The organism is Thiobacillus sp. (assembly GCF_013693775.1).
Lineage (GTDB): Bacteria > Pseudomonadota > Gammaproteobacteria > Burkholderiales > Thiobacillaceae > Thiobacillus.
In genome coordinates this window covers 197,094-223,072 of sequence record NZ_CP059257.1, presented here as the reverse complement: position 1 = coordinate 223,072, position 25,979 = coordinate 197,094, and the positions used below count along the sequence as shown (strand labels likewise).

The window sequence follows — 25,979 nt, the reverse complement described above, 5'->3', positions numbered from 1 at the left end:
TGGGCGGGCCTTTGCGGTTCGGCTCACCGAAATCGATCTCGTCTGCGGGGCGGGACACTTCCCATTCGCCGTCCTCGACGTTGGCACCCCCTCTTTGCCCGAGTACAGCGCAGACAGCTTCTCATTGGCTTTCGCCACCCCTCCGGCGTGAAAGTATGCGGGCGAAGCCACAGCGGGATACGAAAGCGGTTCTCGAATGTGAGAATCTCGCTCAAACCATCGACAGCGAGGATTTTGGCCTTTTCCCACGGGATGGTGATGTCAAACTGGCCCGCCTTGTAGATTTCCTGCTTGCAGGCCGAGAAGCGTTTGCTGCGCTTTTCTTTGTCAAGGTGCGCGAAGTACGTATGCTCCTGCGGATCATTGCCAGCAAAGTACCAGGCCAAGACCTCAGCATACGGCTTCAAAATATCAAGACTTTCGGGGGCAACGGCTTCACTAGCAAGTGGGCGGTCAAGCCACAGCGCCTTACGCACGAACCCGAATACAGCCTTTGCCGGGGACTGATTCCAGTCATCGGGGCTCTGCGATTCATGCTGCCAGCTAGAAACACGGCGGTTGAACGTCCGTTTGCCGTCAAGGCTTGAAATCCCTTTGCCGATGGTGCGCCCGTTCACAACGTATTCAATCCGCACCAGTACAGGCGTCAAATCTTCCAACTCAGCGCGGGCCGTCGGATCTTCAGTCTCCAAAACAGTTCCTTTGGCCTTCACCCATTTGATGTAGACGCGAATCATCCCCTCTGGCAACTGATTGGCATAAATCGTCTCCCGGTCGCACGAGATCACGGATTGCGCCTTTTCGCCGTGAATGGCGTGGACACGGAAGCTAATCTTCGTCAACAGGTCTCGGGCCGCATCACTATTCTCGCGCAAATAGAGGTACGTGAACTCAGCGTTCTGCAACTCCGCAGCGGCCACACTCAAGGGCATACGTTCACCCGATGCGAATCCGGCCCGCTTCAGATTCACGTTCATGTTCATGAGGGTCGTGTTGACCAGCTCAAACGGGTTGTTATTCAAGACGATGTTGGTGCCAACAACAGTAGATGCGGCGACTTCGATCTTCAGATCGACGGCCTCGCCGTGGTTACTGTCACCTTTGGACTCAACCGAATAAGACACATTCGAAAGAGAGCCGAAGGCTCGGCCACCTTGATGGGGCCTTTACTCGATTCCGAATTTTCAACTTTCACTGCGAACGCGGCGCGAATAGCCGCAGTCACATTCTTCAAAATAAAAATCACGCGATCAGACATTTTTGAACTCCAAGCGCGAAGCTGCCATGCTGGGGCATCTGGCCGTATGTCCGTAGCGGACGCGAAGGCCACGCAACCCACAACGGGGATACAGACCATCAAGCCTATAAGCTCCAGACTGGTAATCACATCATCATCTCTAGGGCTATAAGCTGGCACTAGCGATTAATCAATGACGACTCAGCAGCTTCGCTGGTTAATTAATGAGTGGTTTTTTCGGACTGGCTTAAACACCTTGCGACTGAGCCATCCATGCGGCGAACTTCTTCTCATCGAGAAAAACCCGCCGCTTATTGGGAATCCTCACAATCACGTCGATGAAGCCATCGGGGACGTGGGGTTTCTTCTTGGTCGAACTCGCTTTCGACGGACGCTTTTCACTCTGACGTAGGCTTCAGCCTGAAAAATCATGTGACGGATAGCCCCTTCCGTGAAAGGAAAGCGTTTCGCCGCCTGCGGGATAGTCAGCCAGCCCTTGGACAAAGCGAATGTGTTGTCGCTTTCCTCCGAATCGTCCTTGCGACGCTTGCGGCGTTCAGCACGATTCTTCGTCAGCGGCTTGATCTGGCGCGTCACGATGAAGGTGTCGATATTTCGGTTAAGAATCTCCCTCCCCACTGCACGAAGCGTCTCGATCGTTGCCATATTTACCGCGCCCTGCGTTTTCAACTCATCAATCGTCATTTCAGAGCGGCTTGCTGTGATGCGGACTGATTCTGCATCGGGCCTCGACGGCGTAAGGTAGCTAAGCATGACGCCCCTACTTCGCGCATGTATGCAATAAAGAGTGGCGGACTGTCGCTACTCTCGAAGAAAGGCGCCTCAACCAAAGGGCGTATCGTTTCGCTGTGTTCGATTTCCATAGAACCTCCAAAAGACTGAAAGCACCGTGCTCTCAGTTAGGAGAATTCTTGGCTTTGGGCGGTTTTTCGGTACCGGATAGAGCGCCCCCTCACTCCAGCCGATGTGCCCGCGCTGACACCGATCAGCTCGGCGCAACGACGGCTCGCGTCATGGCGTCGCCGCGCCGACGACTCCGACAATTTCATGGCTATACATCGTTTACACGGGGTGCAAGATGCAGAAACTGACCAAGTGGGGCAACTCGGTGGGCTGCCGGATACCGTCTGCGCTGATGGAGTCGGCGGGCCTTGCTGCTGGCGATTGGGTGCGCATCCGCTTGAGGGATGACGGAACGATTCAGATCATCCCGAAGAAGTGCATTCCTGCTGACGCTGCAGGGGCTGACCAAACATCGGAAGTTCCCGCTGAACCAGAGGCGGCGGAGTGGTGATCGCGCCACCTCCGCTCCCTCAAAGCAAGGATTTCGTCCTGCGCTGATCCACCACGCGCAGGTAGCGTTGCAGGCTCTGCATCCCTCTATGCTTGGTGACCTGCGCAATCTCGGCCAACGGCATCTGTGCGGAGGCGGCGGAGGTCACGAATCCTGCTCGTGCGGAATGAGAGCTGTATTTACTTTCGTCCAGACCGGCGAGTTTGACGGCATGCTTGACGATCCGGCACACGGAGTCGGCGTGCAGCTTGTCATCCCCGATCTGATCGTGCTTGTTGACGCTGCGGAACAGATAGCCGGTGGTGATTCCAGAAAGCGCGCGCCACTTTGCGATGGCCTTAACCGGGCATTTTGATCCTTGGGCATATGGGATGCTGACAACCAAGCCCTTGCCCGCCTGATCGGTCTTGCTGCGCCTCAGAATCAAGTCGATCCCGAGTTCATGCTCGGTGATGTCTTCCACCTGCACATTGATGGCAGAGCCCCGCCGCAAAGCTGCGCAGAACATCACCAGTAGCAAAGCTGCGTCTCTGGCTGCTCGCATTGGCTTCTGCCGCTCGACAGCCGCCAGCACCGCCAGCAAGTCATCCCGCACCAACGGAGCCACGGTGCGCTGCGCTAATCCAACCGTGCGGCCAATGCCGGAGAATACCCTNTTGACTTGCGGATCATCCAGCGGCGAGGGATAGCCGTTCTCTCTGTGCCATTGCCCCACCGATACCATGCGCCGCTGAATAGTGGCTGGGGCTAACTGGCTGGCAACTTTGGTCAGCCAAGCCACCATAACGGCGGGNGAAGCCGGTAATGCGCCGCCCTGCTGCACGAAGTATCGAAGGTCCTTGGCATTCTCCCTGCGCGTGGAGGCAGCGCGGGAGGCACGCTCAAAGTCAGCAGCCGTCATTTCCTCCAGCGGCTTGCCATTATCCGGCTTGGAAGGTGTGTTTTTGCTCATTGGTTCACTCGCTTTTTCGGTTGCCGCTGACGCCGACACATATTGAATGTGCCGACGCCAAGCGTTGAAAAAGCCGCACGTTGCGTGCGGCCAAACTTTCTCATCGGACGTAATTACTCACCTTTCCGTCAGTACTCACTCGGAAAAAGTAGCGTAGATACGCTTCGATCAGCCTCAGTGATAATCCAGACTCGCTCACCAGCAATCATGTAGCTGGAAAGCAAGCGCAACCGGCGATTGACGGCGAACTCATTTTCGGCGGCATCCTCTGGCGGAATATCGCCCCAGTCGCCCCGAACATGGCGATCTAGATATTCGCTGGCATTAACGCCATGACGTTCGAGATGCTCAAAGACGCCTCGCGTGGCCGTAATATGGCCCAGTGAAAATTTCGGCTTTGAATCTTTTGTGGCAGCCTGATTTGCTTTGCACATGATATTTCTCCAGTGTTGAATGGGCCGCCTTCAAACGCAAATACCGAACACCAGAAATGAAAAAGCCAAGGTGGGCTAGCACCTTGGCTTTTGGTGAGGAATTCGCGCTTGACTGATGAGCGGCGTGGCACGGCGCGCCATGCGCCGTGCTATTTAAAATTTATCAGGCACCCTCAAACAGAACCAGCTCGAAATAACTTTGCGTGGATGAATTGTCCAGAAACCTCGTTTAATCAGCTCATCTGAAAACGCGACCTTAAACCCTGCAGGGTGACGTTTGGTGCCACTGCATCATGCGGAACCAATAGATATACCCAAGGCTTTCCGCCGACCGTGAGCGCGTAATCAGAAGCGTTCTTGCACCAGACAACGGCTTGATCCGCTTTCGCCTTAACGTCGGTTTCGGACTCTTGGGCCTCAGAAACTTCTTTGGCCTTCTTCGTCTCGATCATCAGCGTGATGTCTTCTAACGCCACCACGAAATCAGGGATGTACTCAGGTTGATTCACGCCAGACCGGTAATAGATGTTGAACTGGCCCGACACCGGGCGGAACCAGCGGCGTGCTTCGCGTTCCAGCACAGTGGCCAAGATGCGCTCGGTGTCCGAATGGAACTTCTGAAACGCGTAGGCGCAACGTTGAAAGCCGCCATAGACATACTGACCGATGGTGCGCTTGTCGTCAGGTGCCCAATGCAGAGGCTTAACATCATCTTTCGCCGTGAAGGCGCAGGGCTTCAAAGGCATGAAGCCTTGGCTGACGATGACCTCAGAACCGGCTGAATCTTCCTCATAGTGCTTTGCCATCTGAAGATGGATGATCTCCGCAATAGCACGCCCATGGTTGCCCAAAATGTTGTGAACCGCCGCGTCGTCAGGCTGCTTGCTGCGGAAATGCGCCACAGCCTGACCAGCGAGTTCATAGATCAGATCAGCATGATCGTCATAGGACACGTCGTCGTAGTTGATGAGTTCGCGGACGATGTAGTCTTCAAGGCGGGTCTCTTCGATCACGGCGGCCTCGCCGTAGGTCAGTTGACGGCCTGATTGCAGACCTTGCGACACCAGTTGTTGGTCTGTCGCTTGGTAGTTCATCCGCGACACATCCAGCGTGAAGCTACGATAGCCGCCCTTTACCGGACCAATCGGCACAACAGTAATGCGCGGAATGTCGATGGTCTGGTCGATAAAGACCTCGACCGACTTCTTCACCACTTCGGCCACAGCCTCGGCGTTGGAGGACATGGTGTCCAGCAACTCGCCTTGTTGCGGCACCAGTCGTTCCATGACCAATTGGGTCAGCTTCTCTTGGACGCTGGCTGTACCTAACGCCGTGCTGGTGGGTACAAGGGTTCGATCCTTGCCCAACTCCGCAACGGCATCCATGGCCACCATAGCGATTCGGCGTTCTTCGCCGGTGAAAACTACCGCAGGTGATTGGGCCGAGCCGCTTGCACCTTGCCCATATCCTGAGGAGACAACTGCCGCGCCATCCGCACCGGAACCCTTGACGCCAGAAATTCCGAGCATCACTGATGTGTTGGATGGCACTGAAAGGCTAGTCAACCGGCTTCCGTTGTTATCGGTCGGCTCCAACTTCAACTCTTTCAGCCGTATCGGCGAGTCACCTTTGCCTGCCTCGTCGATGACTTCCTTGAACCTATCGTGCGCGATGATGTTCAGGCGATCCACCACCTCAACGCCAGTCTTGCGACCATAGGGCAAACGTAGACCACGACCAATGGACTGCTCGATCAAGGTGCGAGCATTGGCGGCCCGCAAAGGCACGATGGTGTAGAGGTTCGTCACGTCCCAGCCTTCTTTCAGCATATTGACGTGAATCACGATCTCGGTCGGCTCGGTGTAGCTCTCTACCAGCAGCAGACGGCGGATCATTTCTTCCTCTTCTGCGCCTGATTTGCTGCTATCGACCTGAATCACCTTGCCCTTGTATTGCCCATCAAACAGGCCTTCTATCGTGCCCAACAGTGCGGCAGCATGGGTGGTATCGCGGGCGATCACCAGCATGAAGGGCTTCACGGGCTTCTGGCCTGTCTGCTCTGCATAGGTCAGCAGATGCACCTTGGTTTCTTCATGAACACGGATGCCGTCCATGAGCTTGATGCGTTCCAACTGCTCCGCGCTGTGATCGGAGGGGTTGAAGTTCTGCTGAGTGACCACGGCCGGTTCTTTGACGAAACCGTCTTCGATTGCTAGCGCCAGCGGGTAGTCCATCACCACGTTCTTGAACGGTACTGGGCCTTTNGTCCCTTCGGTAAATGGCGTCGCCGTCAGTTCAAGGCCCAGCAACGGTTTCAGCTCGTTTAGTGCCCGTATTCCGGCACTGGCACGGTAGCGGTGCGATTCGTCCATGATGAGCACAAGGTCTGGTAAACCAGCCAGGTACTCGAAATAACTTTGACCGAGGTACTCAGAAAGCCGCTTGATCTTCGGCGCTTTGCCGCCGCGAACTTCCGAATTGATCTTCGAGATGTTGAAGATGTTGATCTGAACGGGCGCATCAATCGCCTGTGAGACCAAGTCGCCCTTTTGCTCGTAGGTCTCGCCCGTAATCACCTCGGGTGCTTCAACGGCAAAGTCCGCAATGCCTTTGAAGACGTACTTCGGCCCGGTCGTTTCGCTGAAATCTCGGATCAGCTTGTCGTAGATCGTGAGGTTTGGGGCCAGCACAAAGAAGTGCTTGTAGCCGTAGGCGGCGTGTAGGTAGCTGATGAACGCCCCCATCAGGCGCGTCTTGCCGACACCTGTCGCCAGCGCAAAGCACAAGGATGGAAAGTCCCGCTCGAAATCTGTCAGCTTCGGAAACTCAGCTTTCAGAGCTTCCTGCATGGCCTTCAACTCTTCCGGCGAGCGTGCTTTCGAGTCACGCAACGCGGGCACAGACTCTAATGCAGTGTGCAGTCGCTCCAAGCTGACGGTCTGCGGCTCGCGCAGGCTCAGGCGCCCAGCCACCGTGCGCACGATTTTTCTGTACTCATGCCGTGCGCTCCATATCTTTCAGAATCCGCTTGTAGCGTTGCTCGAAGGCCTTTTCCCCGCCCTCCATGATTTCGCAGACTTTCTTTCTCACATTCCTCTCCTGTAGCCCACCCGCCGTGTTGTTCACGATCTGGCCGCCCACGAATTCCATTGGCATGACCAGCTCGGCATCGCCGTTCACGACGATGTTGGCGTTATGGGTAATGACAATCAGTTGGCGGCGACTTTTGTTATTCCTGAGCTGGGCCACCACCAATTGCGAGACCAGCGCGTTGTCCAAGTCATCTTCGGGCTGGTCCATCAGCAGCGGCTCGCTACCGTGTGCCAACAGGAATGACAAGATTGCAGCGGTCTTCTGGCCTGCCGATGCCTGCTGAAGGCTCTGGAACGAACTTGATTCGTCACGCTTGTACTGAAGATCAACGGCATCTTCGGGGAACCACGCCGCCAATTCGTCAAAGACCACCGAAGCGACCTCCGGCTTCATGTCCTTCAGCTTTTTGACAAACTTTCCGTGCAGTTTGGTGTTCAGCACCTGCTCGTTCATCTCTTCAAGAGATTGCTTGATCTCCTGCAACCGCTCAGGCACAGACGACGCCAAGGCCGGATTCACCAAGTCCCAGACCATGCCGCACGGCTTGGGCGGATCGTCATCTGTTTCACCATAGATTTCCTTGGCGAAAGTACCTTCCGTTTCAATGCGAAGAATCTCACGCAGACTGGTGGCACCGGCTTCCGCGTCAGCCATGCTGTTCAGTGTGATCTTCAATGCAGGCACATTCACCAGAACTTGATTGAGAAAGTCCTGTCGCAACGCGGTCAACCCTTGGCGCTCCTGGTGCAACTCGGCTTGAGCATCCACAACGGCTTTCCGCGCTTGCTCAAGATCGGTGCTGACGGTGTTGAACTGATCCAACTGCTTCTTTAGCTTCTCTTCGAGCGCCACAGCCTGAGATGCATCCTCGGCATTGGTAATGCCTTGAGCTTTGAGTTCCGCCACGATGCGTGCGTACTCATCCAGATGTACTTTATTTTCTTGATGCCATGTGCTCGCATCACTGGCCACCTGCGCTGCCGCAAGGTCTGCCTGCATACTGGCGACCAAGGCCGTGATCTGGTCAAAGCTAGAAACCAGCTTTTGGGTCAAGGCTTCCGTCGCCGCCTTCTCCGCTTGTTCGGCGGGAGTCGTGGCCTCGAAGTCGGTAAGTGCCAGATTCTTCAGACTCGCTGCTTCGGCTGTACTGGTTTGCAGAGACTGAACATCCTCGCCAAGCTGCTTGAAAAATCCCTGTACCGCCCGCTGCTGCTTGCCTGCACGCTGGTACGCCTTGAGGGCATCGCCAAAGTTCGACGATGCAAAGACCTTAGCTTTGCGCGAAGCCTCCTTGTACTGAAGCTCGATAGCAGGCTTTTGAGCAATCTCAGCCTCCAACGTGCGAACACGTTTTCTGGCAACGTTTACGGCCTCGCGCTTGACGGCAAAGCCTTGTTCCCAAGCCTCCTTACTGCCCCCNAACACATCGTCGATGTACTGAATCAGATGCTGCGGGTTATCGGCCAACGCGAGGATCTGCTTCTGGCTGAAGAGCTTCACAGGAAAGTTGCTGCGGGCTTGTTCTTCGGTCAGTTGCGTTGTCTGCCAAGCGTCGTTATCCCAGCGCCGCACCGACACCGCGAACTTGGCATCAGCACCCTTCATCCAACGGTACTCAAATCGCTCTTCGAGATCGCCTTGGCCCTTGGACACCTCGACCGTGATACGAGAGTCATGGAGCATCATGCCTGGCTGATTGCGGCCCGTTTTNTCTTTCTTGAAGTTCTCGAAGGATTGCTTGAGCGCCCCGTCAGAACGCCCGGTCAAGAGTTCGTTTTCGCGTGCCAACCCCAAGCGCAGGCATTCCAGTATGGTGGATTTGCCGCTACCACGGCCACCAATCAAGGCGTTGTAGCTGGGGTTGAAGTGAATCGTCAGCGGGTCTTTCTGACGTAGCCGCAACTTCTCAACCGTGATGCTTTTAATCTTCGGATGATTCAGTTGTTGCGGGTAGTAGGTGCTTTGGTCGCTACGGCGAATAGCTGACTCAGGATCAAGCAGCGCGAGCTTCAAACCCTCGATGGAAGGGTCTGACATCTTCACCCACGTGTAGCCTCGGCCGATTTCACTGGGTTGATGACTGTCGGAACCGAGTACAGATGCCAAGTTAGCCAGGGCAGCAGAATGCGGTTGCAAACAGCTTGCTGCCGGATCAATGATCTCGATGGCATCCAACAACTTGAAAATGGGCCGAAGGGTGTTGTGATCGGTCAGTGAGGTCAGCAAGCCTTTTGGTTGATCGACGTGCGCGGCGCAGGCAACCCCTCCCGCTGACTGGATGGCACGGATAACTTGCTCGACGCTTTGGCTGGTCACTGCATCGCTGTCACCCGGCGTACCTGTATAACCAACGCTGCCACGGACGGCGTCAATGTCCGAGGTGCCCTTGGTCGGGTCAAGAATCACCATCAGATGCACGCCACCGCTACACGACAACTCCATTCCCGGAAAGATCGTCATGCCGCCCCACGTAGCGGCATCTTGCTGCTGCAACGTTGCCAGTTCCGCTTTCAGCTTGTCAATCCAGCCACCTGTGTTGTGGTCCGTAACGACAATGCACTGAATACCCTTGTCCAGATAGCCTTGCAGCCACTGGCGCGGCGTAATGGCCTTGTCGCCCCGGTAGTCCAAGGACGCGGGCGTGTGATTGTGGAAATCGAACTTCCACCAGCGCGAGCCGGGGTAACTGTGGGTCATGCATGATCCTCCCCATCGCCGAACAAGCCCCCTTGACGCGGCGGCTCAACTTTGGTTTCTGCTGCNATCGGCAGATTTTCAACATTCAGGCTGTAGTCGTCGTGGCCCCACTCGCACTTGCTCAGGACCATTTTCGGAATCTTCTTGAGCGTGAGATTGGCAAAACGCTCCGCCGAACCACGATAGGCCGCACAGCACACCAGCAGGCTACGTCCTTCGCCCACCTCGTCACTCAAAGCCTGTAGTTGGTCGGCGTTGAGCGTCTGCGTTGTGACGTAGATGAAGTCTGTCTCGGTGCTGTAGCCGTGCTGCCAGTAGTGGGCGTCGTTGGGCGCGTAGGTGAAGCCTTCCAGCTTGCAGATCGCCGCCGCGAGCATCTCGGCGTTGTATTCCTTGTTAATGACCCAGTTGCCCCAACGATCTTGCAGCAACAAACTGGGCGCAAGACGGTAATAACGGAAGCCGCCGCCGCCTTGCCATCCGACCGCATCCGTAATTCCCCCTTTGTCATCTCCGTCGATTACTTTCTTCAGTCTCGGAATAATGTGACTATGACAATGCTCACCTAATTCAACCATAATCCAACGACGCCCCATTTTGTGGGCAGTAGCCCCTGTAGTACCCGATCCAGCAAATGAATCCAAGACAAGATCACCTGGGTCTGTCGATATTCCGAGAATGCGAGAAATCAAATTTTCAGGCTTTGGTGTATCGAACTGCTGAATATCTCCAAATACTGTTTTTTGATGCGCTTTTGTTTGTCGCGTCGTATCCAAGTCCGACCATATCGTTGGCCATGGGCGAGAAGGGGAATCCGGTGCATATTCCCTGGTGTACGGCACCCAACGAGTTACACCATTGGATTCACGCTGCTTCCAGACAAGTTCGCCTTTTGCTACCAGTTCATCTACACCTTTNTGCCCCATTGCCCATCGGGCTTCTTGTCCATCATCATGAACAGGATAAACGTCCACACCATCTGGCCCCTTAATCGGGAAGTACATTGAAGGACGATCTGATCGAAGACTGTTCTTCCCATTCTTCTTTAGCAGTCGATCTCGATACGGCCTGTCCGACTCAGTGTCAGGCTGCCGATATGCATTGAGAATAGATTCATCTTGCTTTTGACGAAACCGAGCGCCGCCAGGGGTTTTNGTATAGCAAAGAATATATTCGTGATCCGGAGATAACGCCCCTTTATTGTCGTTTGGACTATCAACCTTCTTCCAAATAAATGCAGTGACAAAGCAAGCTCGCCCAAATACTTCATCACATACCACCTTGAGGTAGTGCGCTTCATTGTCATCTATTGTGATCCACAAGGAACCATCATCTGAAAGCAGCCGCCTAATAACTTCCAAACGGTCGCGCATCAACCCCAACCAGATTGAATGCTCAAGCCCATCATCGTAGTGTGCGAACGCACTACCTGTGTTGTATGGCGGGTCAATAAATACGCATTTCACCTTGCCGGAAAAATCTTGCTCAAGAGCTTTCAGGGCCAGCAAGTTGTCGCCAAATATCAGGTGGTTATCGAAGCTATCTTCTTCAGAAACGCGAAACCTTGCGTGATAGCTATGTGCGGGGTCAGAGAGCAATATACGTGGCTCTAACTTTGGCCTTGCATCTTTACCAATCCACGTCAGTTCAAGTTTTTGTCTTTTCGTCATAGCGTAAATAATCCGCGTTGCTGTGGTGCAATGATCTGGTCATTCGCCTTGATCTGCTGAGCCGACCGGCGTTTCACGCCATCCTCACTGACCACCTCAATCACCTTCTCTTCAATTAGAAATCCGACTGACTCTCTATAAATCGCAGCAGAAGCCGGGGAATCATTGCAAGTCGTGGCAAACAGAATCCCAAAGCTCACGCCTTCGTCATTGGCATACACCCGCTTCGGAATCTGTTCGTTGAGTGCGCTGATGCTGGCCGTCCGCGCCACATCATCAAACTCGAAGCCCAACACGTTTTGATTCTTGTGGTCAGAGTCATGGTCAGGGTCGTAACCCACCATCTGGAACATGTCCAGACCTGCGCCGCCGTAGTGGATGAAATAGTTGTTGTTGTCCCAATGCACCTCAGTCATGACATCGCGCGCTTTGTGGTGCTGCGAGAGGTGAATCAACCAATAGTCACCGTGCCCTTTGTTGTTCCGAATAAAGAACGGCGTGAAATGCTTGGCGCCACATCGAGTGACCAGCGTGCGATACAGGCCACTCTGGATAAACAAACGCCAGTCGCGTTCAGATGACTTGATGTCTTCCATCGAGCGGCCGTTCAGAACGTCCGGGATTCCAATCTCATCCAGCAGCGATTGCGTGAGCTTTCCATCACTTGCATAGTTCAGGAAGGAATCCACGCCGAAGGTCAAGATGACCTCGGCGCTTGGCAGTTTCGCAAATATCTTCTGAATCAGTTGGGTCGGAACTTCCTTGTAACCGTATTGATCGAGTGCGAAGATTGAACGCCCATTCCTTGGGCTCTTGCGCTTCACAAATTCAATAATGCTATCGGCCTGATCCTGAAATTTTGCATGTTGCAGGTGAATGGTGTTGCCGATCTGTGTCCCGTACCCATCGTCACGCAGCACCTTGTCCAAATGGGAGTGGGCATGCTTGTCGGCTTCCACAAAAAAATAGTCAACTTCCAGGCGCACAGGCTTTCTGCGATCTTTATTAATCAGATATTCCGCTTCGCGTGTCGCATTAAGAAATATGAACGGCGATCCTTTCACCAGTTCACGAGTATCGTTGTGAACATAGAGGCCGCCACCAGCGAAGCCATCAACCAGCGTCAAGCGCAACAAATCTTGGTTTGGCGAACTGACCAAAGTCTTGAAATAAGCCGCAAGGTAGGACTGCAATATCCTGAGTTATGGTCATTTCTGGTGTACGGGAAGGTAGAAAGGATGGCGTATCCTGTTGATTGATCACGCCAGATCAACAACCAACAGAAGGTGATACGCCATGGCCAAGTCTACCCTGAAGACTCTTCCACAACCAGAAAAAGACGTTATTGATCCGCTGACCGAGCTGCTGCGGACTGGGGCACGGGAGCTGATCGCACAGGCCGTCGAGGCCGAGCTTCAGGCGCTTCTGGATCAGCATGCCGAGCACCGGCTCCCGGATGGCCGTCAGGCCGTCGTGCGCAATGGCTATTTGCCTGAGCGTACTGTCCAGACCGGCATCGGCAATGTCGACATCAAGGTGCCGAAAGTACGGGATCGGAGTGGTTCCGGGGTTCGCTTCAACAGCACCTTGCTGCCGCCGTACCTGAAGCGAGCCCGGAGTGTGGAGGAAGTGCTTCCCTGGCTGTACCTGAAGGGTGTGAGCACCGGCGATTACCAAGAGGCACTGGCCGCGTTGCTGGGTGATCAGGCCAGGGGCTTGTCGGCCAACACCATCAGTCGCTTGAAGCAGCACTGGATCGATGAGCACCGGGAGTGGTGTCAGCGAGATTTGAGCCAAAGCCGCTACGTGTACTGGTGGGCCGACGGCGTATACAGCAACGTGCGCATGGATGACCGCCTCTGCCTGCTGGTGATCATCGGCGTGACGGAGCATGGGCGCAAGGAGCTGGTTGCGGTTGAGGACGGCTACCGAGAGTCGGAGGCCAGCTGGTCAGAACTGCTGTCGGGACTGCGGGCCCGGGGCCTGACGACCAGCCCGAAGCTGGCCATCGGCGACGGCGCTTTGGGCTTCTGGAAAGCACTGGCCAAGTGCTATCCGGACACCCGCCATCAGCGCTGCTGGGTGCACAAGACGGCGAACATCCTGTCCGCGCTGCCAAAGTCGGTGCAACCGAAAGTCAAGGCGGCGCTGCATGAGATCTGGATGGCCGAGACGCGGGCTGACGCACACAAGGCCTTTGACCGGACTCTGGTTCGCTTCGAGTCGAAGTATCCCGGCGCCATGGAACGGCTGCGCAAGGATCGTGAGGAGCTGCTGGCCTTCTACGACTTCCCGGCAGAACACTGGATCCATATCCGGACGACCAATCCGATCGAATCGACGTTTTCGACGGTGCGCCTGAGAAGCAAGAGAGCGCGGAACTGCGGCTCCCGAGAGACCACGCTGGCGATGGTCTACAAGCTACTGGAAACCGCGCAGAAGCGCTGGAAACGGATCAAGGGATTTGATCTGCTGGCCCTCGTGGTCAACAACGTGAAGTTCAAGGACGGCGAGCAAGTACAGGATCAATCAGACAGGAACGCGGCTTGATGCCCATACACCAGATTTGACAATAACTCCAATATCCTGTGCTTGGCGACACTGTGTTGCTGAATGAAATCGGGCCCGTTCTTCCAGTTGTATGGTTTGCGCGACATAGAAGCCCTTAGACGTGAGATGAAAGTTCGGGCATGTCGTCCCACGTCCGACCGTCAAGCAGCCTTCCGTTGGCTTTNTTCGAGCGTTTCTTGCCATCAGCGCCCCAGCCGCCCCATTGCTTGAAGAAGAACTGTACTGATTGCTCTACGCATTGCTGCTGGATACTCTCGACCCATTCGAGCTTCATCGGACGTGCTTTGGGGCCAGACTCGCCGCCAACGATGACCCAATGAATATCCGTCAAATCGAGTTCGCCAACATCATCCAAGAGCGGCTCCACTGAAAGGAAGCGAATTCTCGCATCGACTTTTCGGAGGTGATTGATTCGAGGAACACCGTATTCTTTATCTTCAACCGATACGCCAATCCACGCATTGGTTGGAACAGCCCGATGCTTAAAGAAAGAGGCAAGCCGCTCCGCACGTTTCGTGAGAACCTGAAAGGTATGGTTTGGGCAACGCTGAATGACATCAAAAACTTGCTCGATGTACTCATCAGATACGCTCTTGTGAAACAGGTCTGACATGGAGTTTACGAAATACACCGTCGGCTTCTTTCGGCGCAATGGTTCTTCCAACCTCTCCGGCAAAACGGTGAGCTTGAAGCCATTTGCGTATCCAGGCGTACCCATCGCCTGCAATCGCTTTGCCATTGCCTCCGCGTAGCAATTCTTGCAACCGGGNGAAATCTTGGTGCATCCCACCGTGGGGTTCCAAGTTGCCTCAGTCCATTCAATTCGGCTTAGCTGTGTCATTTCAAATTTCTCCGATTCCACTCTCTTTGACGCAGGAGCGAATCACATAATCTCTTTAGTGTGCCTGTCAGCATCTCAAATCTGCGGGGCTTGGGTTGTCAGATAACGGAAGACTCTTTCCTGTGGAAAGGCCTCTCTCCGATCTGTGACCTGCTTTACCGCCTGATACGCCTCTGCTTGTTCAAGCCCGTAGATTGCAGACATGCAGCCGTCCAGTAAACGTACCGTACTGCCCTGATTCTGAAAGTACGACAACACGCTGCGCCCTTGACCAACCAACGGACGAGCCTTGTCCCAGCAGCCCTGCCGGCATTGATCGAGAGGTGCGCTCAGTAGCGCATTGAGCTGTGTCTGCTTCAACACATCCGGTTCATTGACTCGGGTGCGACAACGCTTAGCCAGGACGGCAGCCACCACAAAGGCACCGTGCTTGTAGAAAAGCGCCTCTCTTGAAATCCGAGTGGGTAAGCTGACGTCATATTGACCANNACCTGGATGAGTGAATTCATGACTGCCAAGCTGTTTGAAACTGCCCTTGGAATTGCCCCGCCGTGGACGGTGGCGTCGGTCGACTTCGACGAGTCGGCCAGGACCTTGACCGTGCTGATTGACTTCAAGGCTGGCAGCCGCTTCAAGGTCTCGGGCCATGAAGGCGTGCATCCGGTGCACGACACCGTGACCAAGACCTACCGGCACCTGAACTTCTTCCAGCATGAGTGCCATCTGCAGGTGCGCACGCCGCGAGTGAAGCTGCCCAATGGTTCGGTGCGACTGGTCGAGCCTGACTTTGCCGGGCGGCTGAATGGCTTCACGCTGCTGTTCGAAGCCTTCATCCTGATGCTGGCGCGCCAGATGCCGTTTGCCGCCGTGGCGCGCATCGTGGGCGAATCGTCCCACCGGGTGCTGGCGGTGTGCCAGAAGTACGTGGAGATGGCCTGCGGCCTGGCGGATCACTCCGGTGTCACGGCGCTGGCCATTGACGAGACCTCGCGCGCCCGAGGCCACAGTTATGTCACCCTGGCCGCAGACGCCGAGGCCAGGCGCGTGCTGTTCGTCACGGAAGGGCGCGACGCCCAGACCATTGCGCAACTGGCCGAGTATCTGGGCGACCATGGCTGCCCGGCCGGGAACATCGCCTCGGCGAGCATCGACATGTCGCCAGCCTTCATCGCCGGAGTCAGCCAGCATCTGCCCAATGCCCGCATCACCTTCGACAAGTTCCACGTCATCGGCCACGCCAGCACGGCGGTGGACAAGATGCGCCGCATCGAGCAGCGCACCGACAAGTCCCTCAAGGGCATGCGCTGGACGCTGCTCAAGGATGCCTCCCGGCTCAAGCCCGAGGCTGCTGCCGATCTTGACGCACTGATTGCCAGGATGACTGTCAAGCGCACGGCGCGCGCCTGGGTCTACAAGGAGCAACTGCGCGAAATCCTTGATCGCAAACAAATCAACGTCGTGCGCGCCATGCTGGAACACTGGTGCACTTGCGTCATGCGCTCCAAGGTCGAGCCGATGAAGGAGGTTGCCCGGATGATCCGATCCCATCTGGAAGGAATCGTGGCCTGGGCTCAGACACGGCAGACCAATGGATTTCTGGAGGCGATCAACGGCTTGTTCCAGGCCGCCAAGCGGCGTGCCCGTGGCTTCACCCGCATCGACACAATCAAAACCGTCATCTTCCTGATCGCCGGCCGTCTCGATTTCCACGCCATTAACCCTCATGCAGAACAACCCACTTGAAATTCAACAGAGCCAGAAAAGCCCTTCTGCCCCTCTTGTCGCGGCGGCATTGGCGGCAAGCACATCTCGAACAAAGCGGAAGAATTTCACCTTGTTGACGAGTTGCGCTCCCGTCAGCGTCTGCGTGAACAGCGATTGGTACTCGCTGGACTCCGCGTTTTGGAACCGGGAAATTTCGTTCTTGAGCCAGTATGGATAGCGCGAATCGACCTCGAACAAGGCCAAGGCCTTCATGGCTTGCTCGATGGTGATGATGTTGGCCGACCCATCAGCGTTGCGAGGCGTTGCCTCGGGCCGATAGTGATAGCTGTAACCAAGGTAGGCCAGCTCGCGGCGTAGCTCTTCCTGCCGCGGGTCAAGAGACGCAAAGTTGCCGGTCGAAACGGGGTTCTGATGATTTCGCGCCCGCGTCACGGAGCGTCCGAATTTGCCCTCCGAATCGGCCTTGATGATTGTCACCAACACCTTGGCATTGGAAATATCGGAAAGCGGGTTCTGAGCGACGAACTCTGCTGCTGATGAGATCGTCTGTGCACCGTTGATGACAGACAGGCCGCGCAGGCGCAATCGCTTGGTGGCCTTAGTGCCTTGTGGCGCCTCAACCTGATCGGCCAAAGCGGTGATGCCGTTGTTCAGGTAGAAGAACTCATCCGGAGCGGTGCGCAAGGTGTCCTGAATCGACCTGTTGACATCCGATTCACGTGATCCGAGGAAGTACCGGATGTTGCGTTCGTACAGCGCCTTCTTGTGTTTCTTGTGCAGCGCCACCAGATCAGAGACCAGCGCCACGCCGATGTGCGTATCGCGGTGCCCGCCGAGGTGCTGCCACTTGGTCAATCGCAGGCTGTCGTTCACCACGCCGACGCTTTGTTCGGCCAAAAGATCGGCTTGAACCTTATCCGGGCCGTACTCTGCAATGTCAGGCTGCAAGCGCCCGATTTCATGGTGGTCTTCGTCTTCGGTCAATTCCTTCAGCGCAGCGTTGGCATGTGCTGAAAAGCCCGTTCCGATGTAAGCAACAACCAATTGAATGCGTTCGGCTTCATCGAAGGCGTCATCCAGTTCATCCTTGCGGCACTGGACATTTGCGTTGAAGCGGTCGTAACGCTGACCAAGCAACAGGTCAGCGCCACTACGAAAACGAATGGCATCGCCCTCATCGAACTGCTCTCGCTCGCGGAACTTGGTCTGCACTAGATAGAGCGTTTTGCTCGTAGCCTCGTAGTGGATTGCATCGAGGCCGTTGTCGTCGAAGTCATCGACCACGGACTGTGCGGCGTCAGCAATACCAAGGTTCAACATCTTGTGCAGGACGAAACCGCTGAAGGCTCGGGAAAGCTGCTTCTTGTCCTGATCGGCCTTCGGCCGCTCCTTGTTGAGAAGTTCAGGCAGGTGCGGAACGAAGTCCTTCTCAAGCTTGTCCTTGAGAATATTCAAAAAGTTGGTGGGCAAGGCCGCCATCAATAAACCTCCCATTCCACGGCGAAAAGCCGGGTAGCAGTAATGTTCTGCTTTAGTTGTTTTTCCAGTTCGTCAATCAGGCCATCGCGCTTTGCCTGAATTTCATCCTGACGGTCAAANAGTTCGCGCCGCCGCCGGTCGCGCAGAGCCTCAAGATCACGCTGAGTTTTCTGCGCTGCCAGCTTCTCGGCTAGAGTCGCTGCGCCTTTGCTCAAGGTGCGGGCTTCTTTGATGCGGCGGTCGAGTTCCTTGATTTCCCGCTCAAGGCTGACCTTCAGATCATCGGCCCAAGTGTCGAGCTTGTCCGTCTCTTGCGTGAACGCCGCCAGATTGCGCGTTTCCAATCCTGAGAGCACGATGCTCTTCTGTCGGTTGATTTCCTGCTCCAGTGCAGGCGATAGCGGTACGTAGGCAGCATTGAAGTCGAGGCCCGGCTGACCCAACTCGGCAACAGCATCGGCATTCGGCTGCGGACTAGCCGGAGGCAAAGCACTGGCAATTGCGGGAACCGAGAGCAGTTTTTCAACCGTCTCGGCATCGTGTATCGCACCTGTATCGTCCTGCGCGGCTAACAGCAAGTGATCTTCTTTCGCGCCTAATGACTCCACGCTGAGCAAGCTGACGACTGCGGTACCGGAGCGCCCCATAAGCTGTTTGACCACAGCGATATGCGCCCCATAGCTGTTGTAGTGCATGCGGAGTTTGGCAGGCACTAGCTTTTGACCTTTGGCATAGTCAATCAGCGATTGCGCAAGCGGGTGTTGCAGCCGGTAGATGTGAGCCTCTTCGGTTCGCCTCGGCAACTCGTAACGTCCGAGTTGAATTTCTTGCTTCGGTGCACCGCCGACAAAGTCCGGTGTGCTGTCTAGCAGGAAGCCCGTTCCATCTTCATCGAAGCGTGCGTTCGCCCCTAATGCGGCCTGCGTGAAACGCATCAGCATGCGTTCGAGCTTGCCCAGCGACGCGCGGGCAGCTTGATCGCGGAGGCGCAGCCGCTCCTGTACGTCTACGTCAAAGTTTTCGAGCAGCGCCTTGCGGGCGTTCAGCATGGCATCGCTGATCTCGCCAGCAAGATCGTCTTGCAATTGCTGGAAAGCCGATTGAATCTGCTCGGGGTGACGACATGTCTGGTAAATCTCAGCAATACGTCGCTCAAAATCGACACCGGATTCGACCGCGCCTAGAACTTCGTCGCTGGCCCCAAACACCCCATCGAACAGCTTGAACTTCAACGCCAGAAGTTCATACACGCGCCGGTCGGCCTCGTTTTCCTTGTTGAGGAAGTTCACTACAACGACATCATGCTTCTGCCCGTAGCGATGGCAACGGCCAATCCGTTGCTCCACCCGCTGCGGGTTCCATGGCAGGTCATAGTTGATAACCATGGAGCAGAACTGAAGGTTGATGCCCTCCGCACCTGCCTCCGTGGCAATCATGATGCTGCCTTGCTCCTTGAAGTACTCCACCAACGCGGCACGGGTGTCGGCAGATCGTGAGCCGCTGATTCGGTCGGTGCCCGCATGCTTCTTGATCCAAGCGTCGTATACCTCCTTGGATCGGGCATCGTTATTGGTGCCATTAAAGAGCACAACCCCGGGTGCATAAGGAGTCTTGCCAAGCAAGGTCAGCAAGTAATCTTGTGTACGGCGTGACTCCGTGAAGATGATTGCCTTCTGCTCTGCACCCAAATCCCGAAGTTTTTCAAAAGCCACCTTGAGGGCCTGCAACAAGGCCAGACCCTTGGCATTTTCTGCAATTGAGACCGCCAAATCCCTGAATGACTCCAGCTCAATGATTTCTGCCTTGATGGCGAGTATCTCTTGCTCGGTCTTGGCCTTTTTCCCCGCTTGGCTTTCTTGCTCTTCGATGCGTTCGACTTCTTCTGCCAGCTCATCGAAGCCTTCAAAGTCGTTGTCCAACTCGTCCGCAAGATCAAGACTTGCCGACTTCTCGTCCAAGGTTTGACGCAGGCGCTTTGCAAGTGTGTCCAGTGCCCCTGCAATCGCAAATGTGCTTGATGCGAGCAGCTTGCGCAGCACAAGAGTTATCAGTTGCCTCTGGCTGTTGGGCAACGCGAATAGGGAGTCTCGTTGTAGGTATTCGGAGACAAGGTTGTACAAGTTTGTTTCGTCGGCACCTGGGACGAACTCTTGCAGCAATGGAATGCGCTTGGTGTATTTGACATAGGCCTCGACCTGTCGCCGGAGCGTGCGCTTGCAGACGGGTTCAATCCGGCGTTTCAGAGCGTCGAAGCTTGCTGCATCCTTGATCGACCCGAATTGACTCTTGAAGCTATCCAAGTCGCCAAAAACCTTTTCATCCACAAAGCTCACCAGCCCGTACAGTTCGAGCAGGGAGTTTTGCAAGGGCGTAGCAGTCAACAAAACCTTCGGAGCGGACACCAAGGCATCTTTCAGCGTGCGAGCCGTCTTGTTGTCGGGTTTGTAGACATTGCGTAGCCGGTGCGCTTCGTCAATGACCACCAAGTCCCAGGGCACCGACTGAACTTCCTTGGCCTTGCCGCTGGTGAATTGGTACGAAGTGATGAGGACTTGTGGCGCATCGAAGGGATTACCACCCCTTTCTTTAAGTACCTGCTTGTACGACTTGGCTTCAAGTACCGCTGCGGCAATTCCAAACTTGTCAGCCAGCTCTTGGTGCCATTGCTTGCGCAGGTTAGCTGGCGCAATAACCAGGATTCTGCGCTTGCGTTCAGCCCACCGCTGAGCAATCAGCAGCCCTGCCTCAATCGTCTTTCCGAGACCCACCTCGTCCGCAAGAATGGCTCCTTTGGAGAGCGGGTTGCTCGTGGCAAACAGCGCCGCGTCAATCTGGTGAGGGTTCAGATCGACTTGCGCGTCCAANAGAGCACCCGCCATGCGATCCATGGAGTCCGATGCAGCCCTTCGCGTCAATTGATGGGCGAAATACGCTAGCTGATGCGGGGTGAAGGAGTGGCTTTGGATCATGGAAATCAGTTCCCTGTCGGCCACAGCGCCTGAAAGTCAAAGGAAAGCTGCCGTTGATGGCGGATCGAAAGCAGGTAGACAGAACCCTTGATCCGCGCATACAACAGCAGGTAACGCGTCATCACGTACTCGCGCAACTCGCCGTCCTTGGCGAGAGAGCCAAGTTGCTTTGTCAGGCGAGCAATGCCGTTTGCAACCTCAATCGAGCGTGCAGGCCGTTCCAGAAACAAACGCCCCATTCCGGGNAAGCTCTCCAGATTTGGAATGACGGTATCTATCAGTTCGTCCAGCAAAGCATCGAAGGCGTGCGGAGCTTCGGCTTCAACCAAGAATGCCTCAAGCTCCTCAAGATTCCGCTCGAAGTTGCCCGTGAGTTTGACGGTGTGCTTGGCTGTCACGATTCGAGGCCGTTCTTATCCAACAGCCTTGGCAACGCGGCGGCGCTTGATAGCGGTCAAAGTGCTGTGCGCGTCTTTGACCTTGCCCGCTGCAACATCCGCGAGGCCTTTGCTCGCATCGTCAATCAGCAGCAGGTGAATGCGTTCGCGCTCAAGTTGGTGGTAGTAGTCCAGCCGCTGGGCGTCGATGATGGCCACGTAGCTCTCACCATTCTTGGTGATGATCTTCTCGGCCCCAGCCTTCACCTGGTCGGCCAGTTCAGACAGGTTCGCCCTGGCTTGCGACAGCGGAATTACGTCACCGGCAGAAATGGCCATGGTTGGCTCCTCAGGTTTTGTACAAAGTACTGCACATCATACGCGCTCTGAAATGAGCTTGGAAGACAAAAGCCGATGCCCCAGACGTGGGGCGCCGGCTCTATGTGGGAGGCGCAAGCTCAATGGCTCAGGTCATTGGGGCACCGAGATGCACGCCAAGTCCTGCAGCGCCACTGCGGGCGGGTCGTCAAGCGTGCTCTCCCGCACCAGCGTCAACTTTGCCGACCCGTGATAGAGGTACACGGCTGGTGCTGGGGTAGCACGGTTCGCCTCCCACCAGACCTCGTTCCAGAGACCTTGCAGTTGTGCGTAGTGTTCGACTGCGAGAGGGTTGCTACCAGCCCATTTATGCAATGCATCCCAAGGAACCGAGACGGCGATGTCGTTTGCAAGCAAGCGTAGAGCGGACTGCAACTCGGCAATGGTGGTTGTAATCATGAAAGGCTCCTTCTGTGGTGTTGTGTTGAGCCACAAAATTGCCTGGACGGCTATCAATTCACCGGCTTCTTGATCCATTCGGCAATCAGATCGACCGCCTCGCGCTCCATTCCGATGTAGCCATGCCAGTGCAGCGCCTCGCAGACGTTGCCCGTGGGGTTCTCGCCGCCGCTGACCATGATTTCCTTTTTGACGGGAGCGTTCTTTAGCCCGCGCAGGATGGCTGGCACCTCGAAAGGCTGGCAGTGGGGACAGGCGTCCTTGGCGTGGTGGAGTACCAGCACAGGCACTTTGATTCGATCCAAGTCCTGCTTAGGCACCGCCCCCGGCTTCTTGTAGCTGACCACGCTGGAGGTCAGCACCACGCCCGCAATATCGGTTTGCAGGTTGATCGCCGTCGCCGCTGCTGAAATCGTGCCCCGGCTGGTGCCAACAATCCAGACCGGCGCATCGGCTTTGTTCTTGACGAACTCCAGCACCTTGCGCACGTCGGCCATGTGCGTATCGCTGATGCGGTCGGCGTAGTCCAAGTCCTGAGAGTCGCTGGGGCGGCCAAAGATGGCTACGTTAAAGCCATTGGCGATGAAGAAGGGCTCGGAGCGAACGAGGAAGTTCTGCCCAATAGCCTTGCCGTCCTCGACCTTGCCGAAGCCACCACCNCCACCGGGGAACAGGAACACGGTGGCTTTGGCGTTCGGTGCCGGCTCCCAGAACAGGGTCGTGGTCACGCCTTCGCGGGTGGGAACCTTGAGCAAGGTACCTTCGGCGTGGCACAAGAACGAAACTGAGGACAACGCAGCCGTGAGCAGCAACCTCGTTATGGCTGCGCGGCGCATTCGAGCCCAGCCCGTCAGGGCGGGCCTCATGGCGCAACCTTTTCGGCCTTGCTGAACTGGATCAGCTTTTCGTTCTTGTCATCGAATTGCCCCGTGATTGCGCACATGGCACCGTCTTGGCAGGCGCTGAAAATGCGCGACGCCACGTCCGGCTCGCCCGGCAAGGTGTAGCACTTGGCATCCCCGATGCGGAGACTTCAAGACAGCTATCGGTGTTGCCTGCGCGCACCTTACCAACCAGTCTGCGGGCCTCGGTGGGCGCGCTGGTGTTCGCGGTGGCCTCAGCCTTGAAGCGGGGATAGGTGGCGTTCGCAGTCACGATCTCGACTGTGCTGAAGGCAGGCATGCCTGCAAAGTGCCAGCCGCTTTCGGCTTTGCCCATGCGTCCCGTGCCACGCACCTTGATGGCGACCGGCACGGCAATCTGGCTTTGACCAGACTTGGCGGCCTCTTCGGCGGCGCTTCGCATCACTTGCAAGCGAGTCACTGCTTCGATGGTTTCGCAGGGCATCAGGCTTGCCAGTCTGGTTGCCAGTTGCTCTTTGGCCTGCGTCAAGCGGCGAACTTCGGGATCGGCATTCCGGCCATCGGGAAGCTGGCCTTGCGCTGCCCGCACGTCGGCATCAAATAGCGCCTTGTCCAATGCAATCTGCGTCGGCTGCACTTGGGCTTCGAGATAGGCCCACTCCGAGAAGAGCTTGGCTGCGGCGTCGGCGCCACCTTTGACGCTGACGGTATGCGTGAAGGACACGTCATACAGCTTGCCGTCGGCCTCGGCCCCGTCCGCCTTCTTGACATCGGAAAGCTCAATGACCGGGCACGCGTAGGCCTCGGCCAGGTCCTTCTGGATGTCTGCCGTCTCCGGCTTCGATGAGCAGGCGGTCAAGCCGACGGCACAGGCAAGGACAGCCACGGCACGGGTGACGCTGTTGATCTTCAAATGGGCCGATTCAGACTTTCCGGCGCTATTGGTTTGGCATGAGGGGCTGTACTGCATTCTTTGAATTCCTTCCTTGTGAATTGACACTTGATGTTCAGGATTGAGGTGCACGGGGCTCAAAACTACGATCTTCGTAGTATCTAGAATACATGACACATACGAATCTCGTAGCCATTTGGGCGCGAGATGGAAAAAGAAAACGAGCAATGGGGCAAGAGGCTCAAGCAGGCACGCATGGCCGCTGGGCTATCACAGAAGAGCCTCGGCATCGAAGCAGGCATAGACCAGTTCGTGGCCAGCACGCGGATCAACCGTTACGAGTTGGGCGTTCACAAGCCTGATCTGCTGACGGCGAGGAACCTGGCCAACGTGTTGAGGGTACCTGTCGCCTTCTTCTATGCCGACGAGGACGAGATTGCTGATCTGATCTACCGTTACAGCAAAGCCGACCCCTCCGTGCGGCGGCAGATTCACGCGCTACTGGACAACATCAACGGCCCGTTGTCCGTGTAGTGCCTGTAAGTCGGCAGCAACCTCTTCAATGAGGCCATCCGGCACGCCTTCCACACTGACTGAGAGCCGCATGGCGAAAAGCCTTTCTCGCAGGCTGTCATGCTGTGCAAAGCGGGCCAGCAGCGCGCGCCGCATCGCCTCTCGGTATTGCCCATCAGTTGGTTGACTTCGCCAAGCCCGCTGCAAAGGCCACGGCCAATCGCGGGGNTGGGCGCTGCGCCAACACCTGTCATCCAGTGCAAACGGGTATGGGCTGGCCGGATGCAACCAACCAAACTCCGCTTCTGGGCTGGGGACGGTGACAGGCTCTGCGGGGTGAAAGTGATGCCCCGCCGGCGAGAATTCAATGCAGCCGTCAAGATCGGGGCGATAGGTCAGTTGATGCCAGCCACCGCGCAGCAGCCGAAGCCCCACTGATGGCCGATCATCGGTGTCTGTCAAGGTTGTCGAGAGCAGCAACGGTAGCGGCTGGCCTGACTGTGGCGGCGAGAGCCAGTCTTCAGCATCGACGGTCAGCCGACTCAGTGAGCACGGCAGCACCCAGCGGGTTGCGTCCTCGGCTTCCAGCATGGTGAGGCGATAGCCCAAGTCTGACAGTGCGCCGTCGCCCAGCGCATCGACAGCGGTGCCGCGCTGGCAACGCGAATAGCGCAGCGGTGACGTGAAGACGGCCGCTACCTGCTCGAAGTGCAGAGCGATAGCCCCCGCCAGCAAGCTACGTTCAACCTTGCCGACGATGCCACCAGACATGCGCCACGGATCAATCAACTCGATACGCTGAAGTGACTGGAGCAACATCCCGTCAGGCCACATCACCGGGCTCCTGCGCTGGTGTGTTGTCCGCCTTGCTTTCGTCGCCAACGATGAGAGCGGTACCTGTTTCCTCTGGCTGAACAAGGGTGCTTGCTTCCGCCTGTGCATCGCCTTGGGCATCCTTGACGGTGGGTTCTTGTTCCGAATTGGTGGCGGTATTTGCTGTTGACTTCTTGCCGCTTGCCTTGCTTTTGGGCGGTTTGGCTTTCTTGGCAGGTGATTGGCTGGCAGATGTTTCCGCCTCGGTTGCTGTGGGAGGCTCTGCGGTTTTCTTCTTGCTTGTCTTGGTGGCAGGCTCGGGAAGGTAGATCGGGATGAACGTGTCGAGCTTGATCCGGTTCCAATCGCTGCGAATCTGCTGCTTGAGCCACCAGCCGGGATCAAGGGCATGTTCATCGCCTTCGGGCGTGCGCTCGAAAACCACCAGATGCGAATTGCCGGTCGATGGCATCTTGCGGGTTTCCATGATGGCGACCGGGGGCAGGGCTTCAACGGTTTTCACTTTCTGCTTCTTGCCGTACTTGATCCCGAAGTGATCGAGCAGCTTGAAAAGGCTGTCGTCGGTGGTGGTGTGCGGGCCGTCCTTGGGGTATCCGCATTCCTTGATGGCGACGCGCAACACTGTTTCCAGTGACTTACCGGCGACGATGGCAACGCAGGCAAGCCCGCAGTCGGTCAAGTTGGCTTGGGTGACGAGTTTGAGAGCCACGTGAAATCTCCTTGGCAAAGCGCCGCCCTCC

21 protein-coding genes are annotated in these 25,979 nt (G+C 56.2%); 4 read left to right on the top strand and 17 right to left on the bottom strand.

Features of this window, described 5'->3' with window-relative positions:
• Positions 1-23 precede the first annotated feature (23 nt).
• Positions 24-1,124, bottom strand: a complete 1,101-nt coding sequence (locus tag HZY77_RS01045) for a hypothetical protein (RefSeq protein WP_296817904.1) — start codon at positions 1,122-1,124, stop codon at positions 24-26.
• Between the two features lie 443 nt (positions 1,125-1,567).
• Complete coding sequence (locus tag HZY77_RS01040; protein ID WP_296817902.1) at positions 1,568-2,011, bottom strand: hypothetical protein; 444 nt, start codon at positions 2,009-2,011, stop codon at positions 1,568-1,570.
• Positions 2,012-2,336: 325 nt separating this feature from the next.
• Between HZY77_RS01040 and HZY77_RS01035 the strand changes: the two genes are divergently transcribed.
• Positions 2,337-2,552: an AbrB/MazE/SpoVT family DNA-binding domain-containing protein gene (locus tag HZY77_RS01035; protein ID WP_296817900.1), complete on the top strand. Its 216-nt coding sequence runs from the start codon at positions 2,337-2,339 to the stop codon at positions 2,550-2,552.
• Between the two features lie 19 nt (positions 2,553-2,571).
• On the opposite strand, the gene HZY77_RS01030 is transcribed toward HZY77_RS01035, so the two are convergent.
• The 6 genes from HZY77_RS01030 to HZY77_RS01005 form a co-directional block, all read right to left on the bottom strand.
• A complete protein-coding gene (locus HZY77_RS01030) occupies positions 2,572-3,504 on the bottom strand; it encodes a site-specific integrase (RefSeq protein WP_296817898.1) in 933 nt (310 codons plus the stop codon).
• A 128-nt stretch (positions 3,505-3,632) separates the two neighbouring features.
• Entirely contained in the window at positions 3,633-3,938 is a 306-nt protein-coding gene (locus HZY77_RS01025) for a hypothetical protein (protein ID WP_296817896.1), read from the bottom strand.
• Positions 3,939-4,171: 233 nt separating this feature from the next.
• The gene (locus HZY77_RS01020; RefSeq protein ID WP_296817893.1) at positions 4,172-6,919 is read right to left on the bottom strand and encodes a DEAD/DEAH box helicase family protein; all 2,748 of its coding nucleotides are present in this window, start codon (positions 6,917-6,919) and stop codon (positions 4,172-4,174) included.
• Positions 6,920-6,932: 13 nt separating this feature from the next.
• A complete protein-coding gene (locus HZY77_RS01015) occupies positions 6,933-9,728 on the bottom strand; it encodes a TrlF family AAA-like ATPase (RefSeq protein ID WP_296817891.1) in 2,796 nt (931 codons plus the stop codon).
• Entirely contained in the window at positions 9,725-11,398 is a 1,674-nt protein-coding gene (locus HZY77_RS01010; RefSeq protein WP_296817889.1) for a site-specific DNA-methyltransferase, read from the bottom strand. The genes HZY77_RS01015 and HZY77_RS01010 overlap by 4 nt, the downstream gene beginning before the upstream one ends.
• On the bottom strand, positions 11,395-12,591 hold the full coding sequence (locus HZY77_RS01005; protein ID WP_296817886.1) for a three-Cys-motif partner protein TcmP: 1,197 nt from the start codon (positions 12,589-12,591) through the stop codon (positions 11,395-11,397). Before HZY77_RS01005 ends, HZY77_RS01010 begins: the two co-directional genes overlap by 4 nt.
• Before the next feature lie 103 nt (positions 12,592-12,694).
• On the opposite strand from HZY77_RS01005, the gene HZY77_RS01000 reads away from it, so the two are divergent.
• Positions 12,695-13,948, top strand: coding sequence for an IS256-like element ISMaq7 family transposase (locus HZY77_RS01000; RefSeq protein WP_296816209.1), 1,254 nt, complete (start codon positions 12,695-12,697; stop codon positions 13,946-13,948).
• A gap of 115 nt (positions 13,949-14,063) precedes the next feature.
• On the opposite strand, the gene HZY77_RS00995 is transcribed toward HZY77_RS01000, so the two are convergent.
• Together HZY77_RS00995 and HZY77_RS00990 are read right to left on the bottom strand one after the other, a co-directional pair.
• Positions 14,064-14,810 carry a phage Gp37/Gp68 family protein gene (locus tag HZY77_RS00995; protein ID WP_296817884.1) on the bottom strand — a complete coding sequence of 249 codons (747 nt, stop codon included), beginning with the start codon at positions 14,808-14,810 and terminating at the stop codon, positions 14,064-14,066.
• Between the two features lie 75 nt (positions 14,811-14,885).
• Positions 14,886-15,173, bottom strand: coding sequence for a hypothetical protein (locus HZY77_RS00990; RefSeq protein ID WP_296817882.1), 288 nt, complete (start codon positions 15,171-15,173; stop codon positions 14,886-14,888).
• A gap of 144 nt (positions 15,174-15,317) precedes the next feature.
• Here HZY77_RS00990 and HZY77_RS00985 point away from each other — a divergent pair, with 144 nt between their 5' ends.
• Positions 15,318-16,553, top strand: a complete 1,236-nt coding sequence (locus HZY77_RS00985; RefSeq protein ID WP_296820769.1) for an ISL3 family transposase — start codon at positions 15,318-15,320, stop codon at positions 16,551-16,553.
• Positions 16,554-16,556: 3 nt separating this feature from the next.
• Here the strand turns inward: HZY77_RS00985 and HZY77_RS00980 are convergent, their stop codons facing one another.
• From HZY77_RS00980 to HZY77_RS00955, 6 genes are all read right to left on the bottom strand, one after another.
• A complete protein-coding gene (locus tag HZY77_RS00980) occupies positions 16,557-18,014 on the bottom strand; it encodes an AIPR family protein (RefSeq protein WP_296817880.1) in 1,458 nt (485 codons plus the stop codon).
• Positions 18,014-20,983, bottom strand: coding sequence for an SNF2-related protein (locus tag HZY77_RS00975; protein ID WP_296817878.1), 2,970 nt, complete (start codon positions 20,981-20,983; stop codon positions 18,014-18,016). The genes HZY77_RS00980 and HZY77_RS00975 overlap by 1 nt, the downstream gene beginning before the upstream one ends.
• 5 nt (positions 20,984-20,988) lie before the next feature.
• Complete coding sequence (locus tag HZY77_RS00970) at positions 20,989-21,381, bottom strand: type II toxin-antitoxin system RelE/ParE family toxin (protein WP_296817875.1); 393 nt, start codon at positions 21,379-21,381, stop codon at positions 20,989-20,991.
• Positions 21,382-21,396: 15 nt separating this feature from the next.
• Entirely contained in the window at positions 21,397-21,699 is a 303-nt protein-coding gene (locus HZY77_RS00965; protein WP_296817873.1) for a type II toxin-antitoxin system Phd/YefM family antitoxin, read from the bottom strand.
• A gap of 132 nt (positions 21,700-21,831) precedes the next feature.
• Positions 21,832-22,137 carry a hypothetical protein gene (locus HZY77_RS00960; protein WP_296817871.1) on the bottom strand — a complete coding sequence of 102 codons (306 nt, stop codon included), beginning with the start codon at positions 22,135-22,137 and terminating at the stop codon, positions 21,832-21,834.
• An 897-nt stretch (positions 22,138-23,034) separates the two neighbouring features.
• Positions 23,035-23,970: a hypothetical protein gene (locus HZY77_RS00955; protein WP_296817869.1), complete on the bottom strand. Its 936-nt coding sequence runs from the start codon at positions 23,968-23,970 to the stop codon at positions 23,035-23,037.
• Positions 23,971-24,099: 129 nt separating this feature from the next.
• Between HZY77_RS00955 and HZY77_RS00950 the strand changes: the two genes are divergently transcribed.
• Entirely contained in the window at positions 24,100-24,426 is a 327-nt protein-coding gene (locus HZY77_RS00950; RefSeq protein WP_296817867.1) for a helix-turn-helix transcriptional regulator, read from the top strand.
• An 802-nt stretch (positions 24,427-25,228) separates the two neighbouring features.
• Here the strand turns inward: HZY77_RS00950 and HZY77_RS00945 are convergent.
• Positions 25,229-25,948, bottom strand: a complete 720-nt coding sequence (locus HZY77_RS00945) for a hypothetical protein (RefSeq protein WP_296817865.1) — start codon at positions 25,946-25,948, stop codon at positions 25,229-25,231.
• Positions 25,949-25,979: the final 31 nt, after the last annotated feature.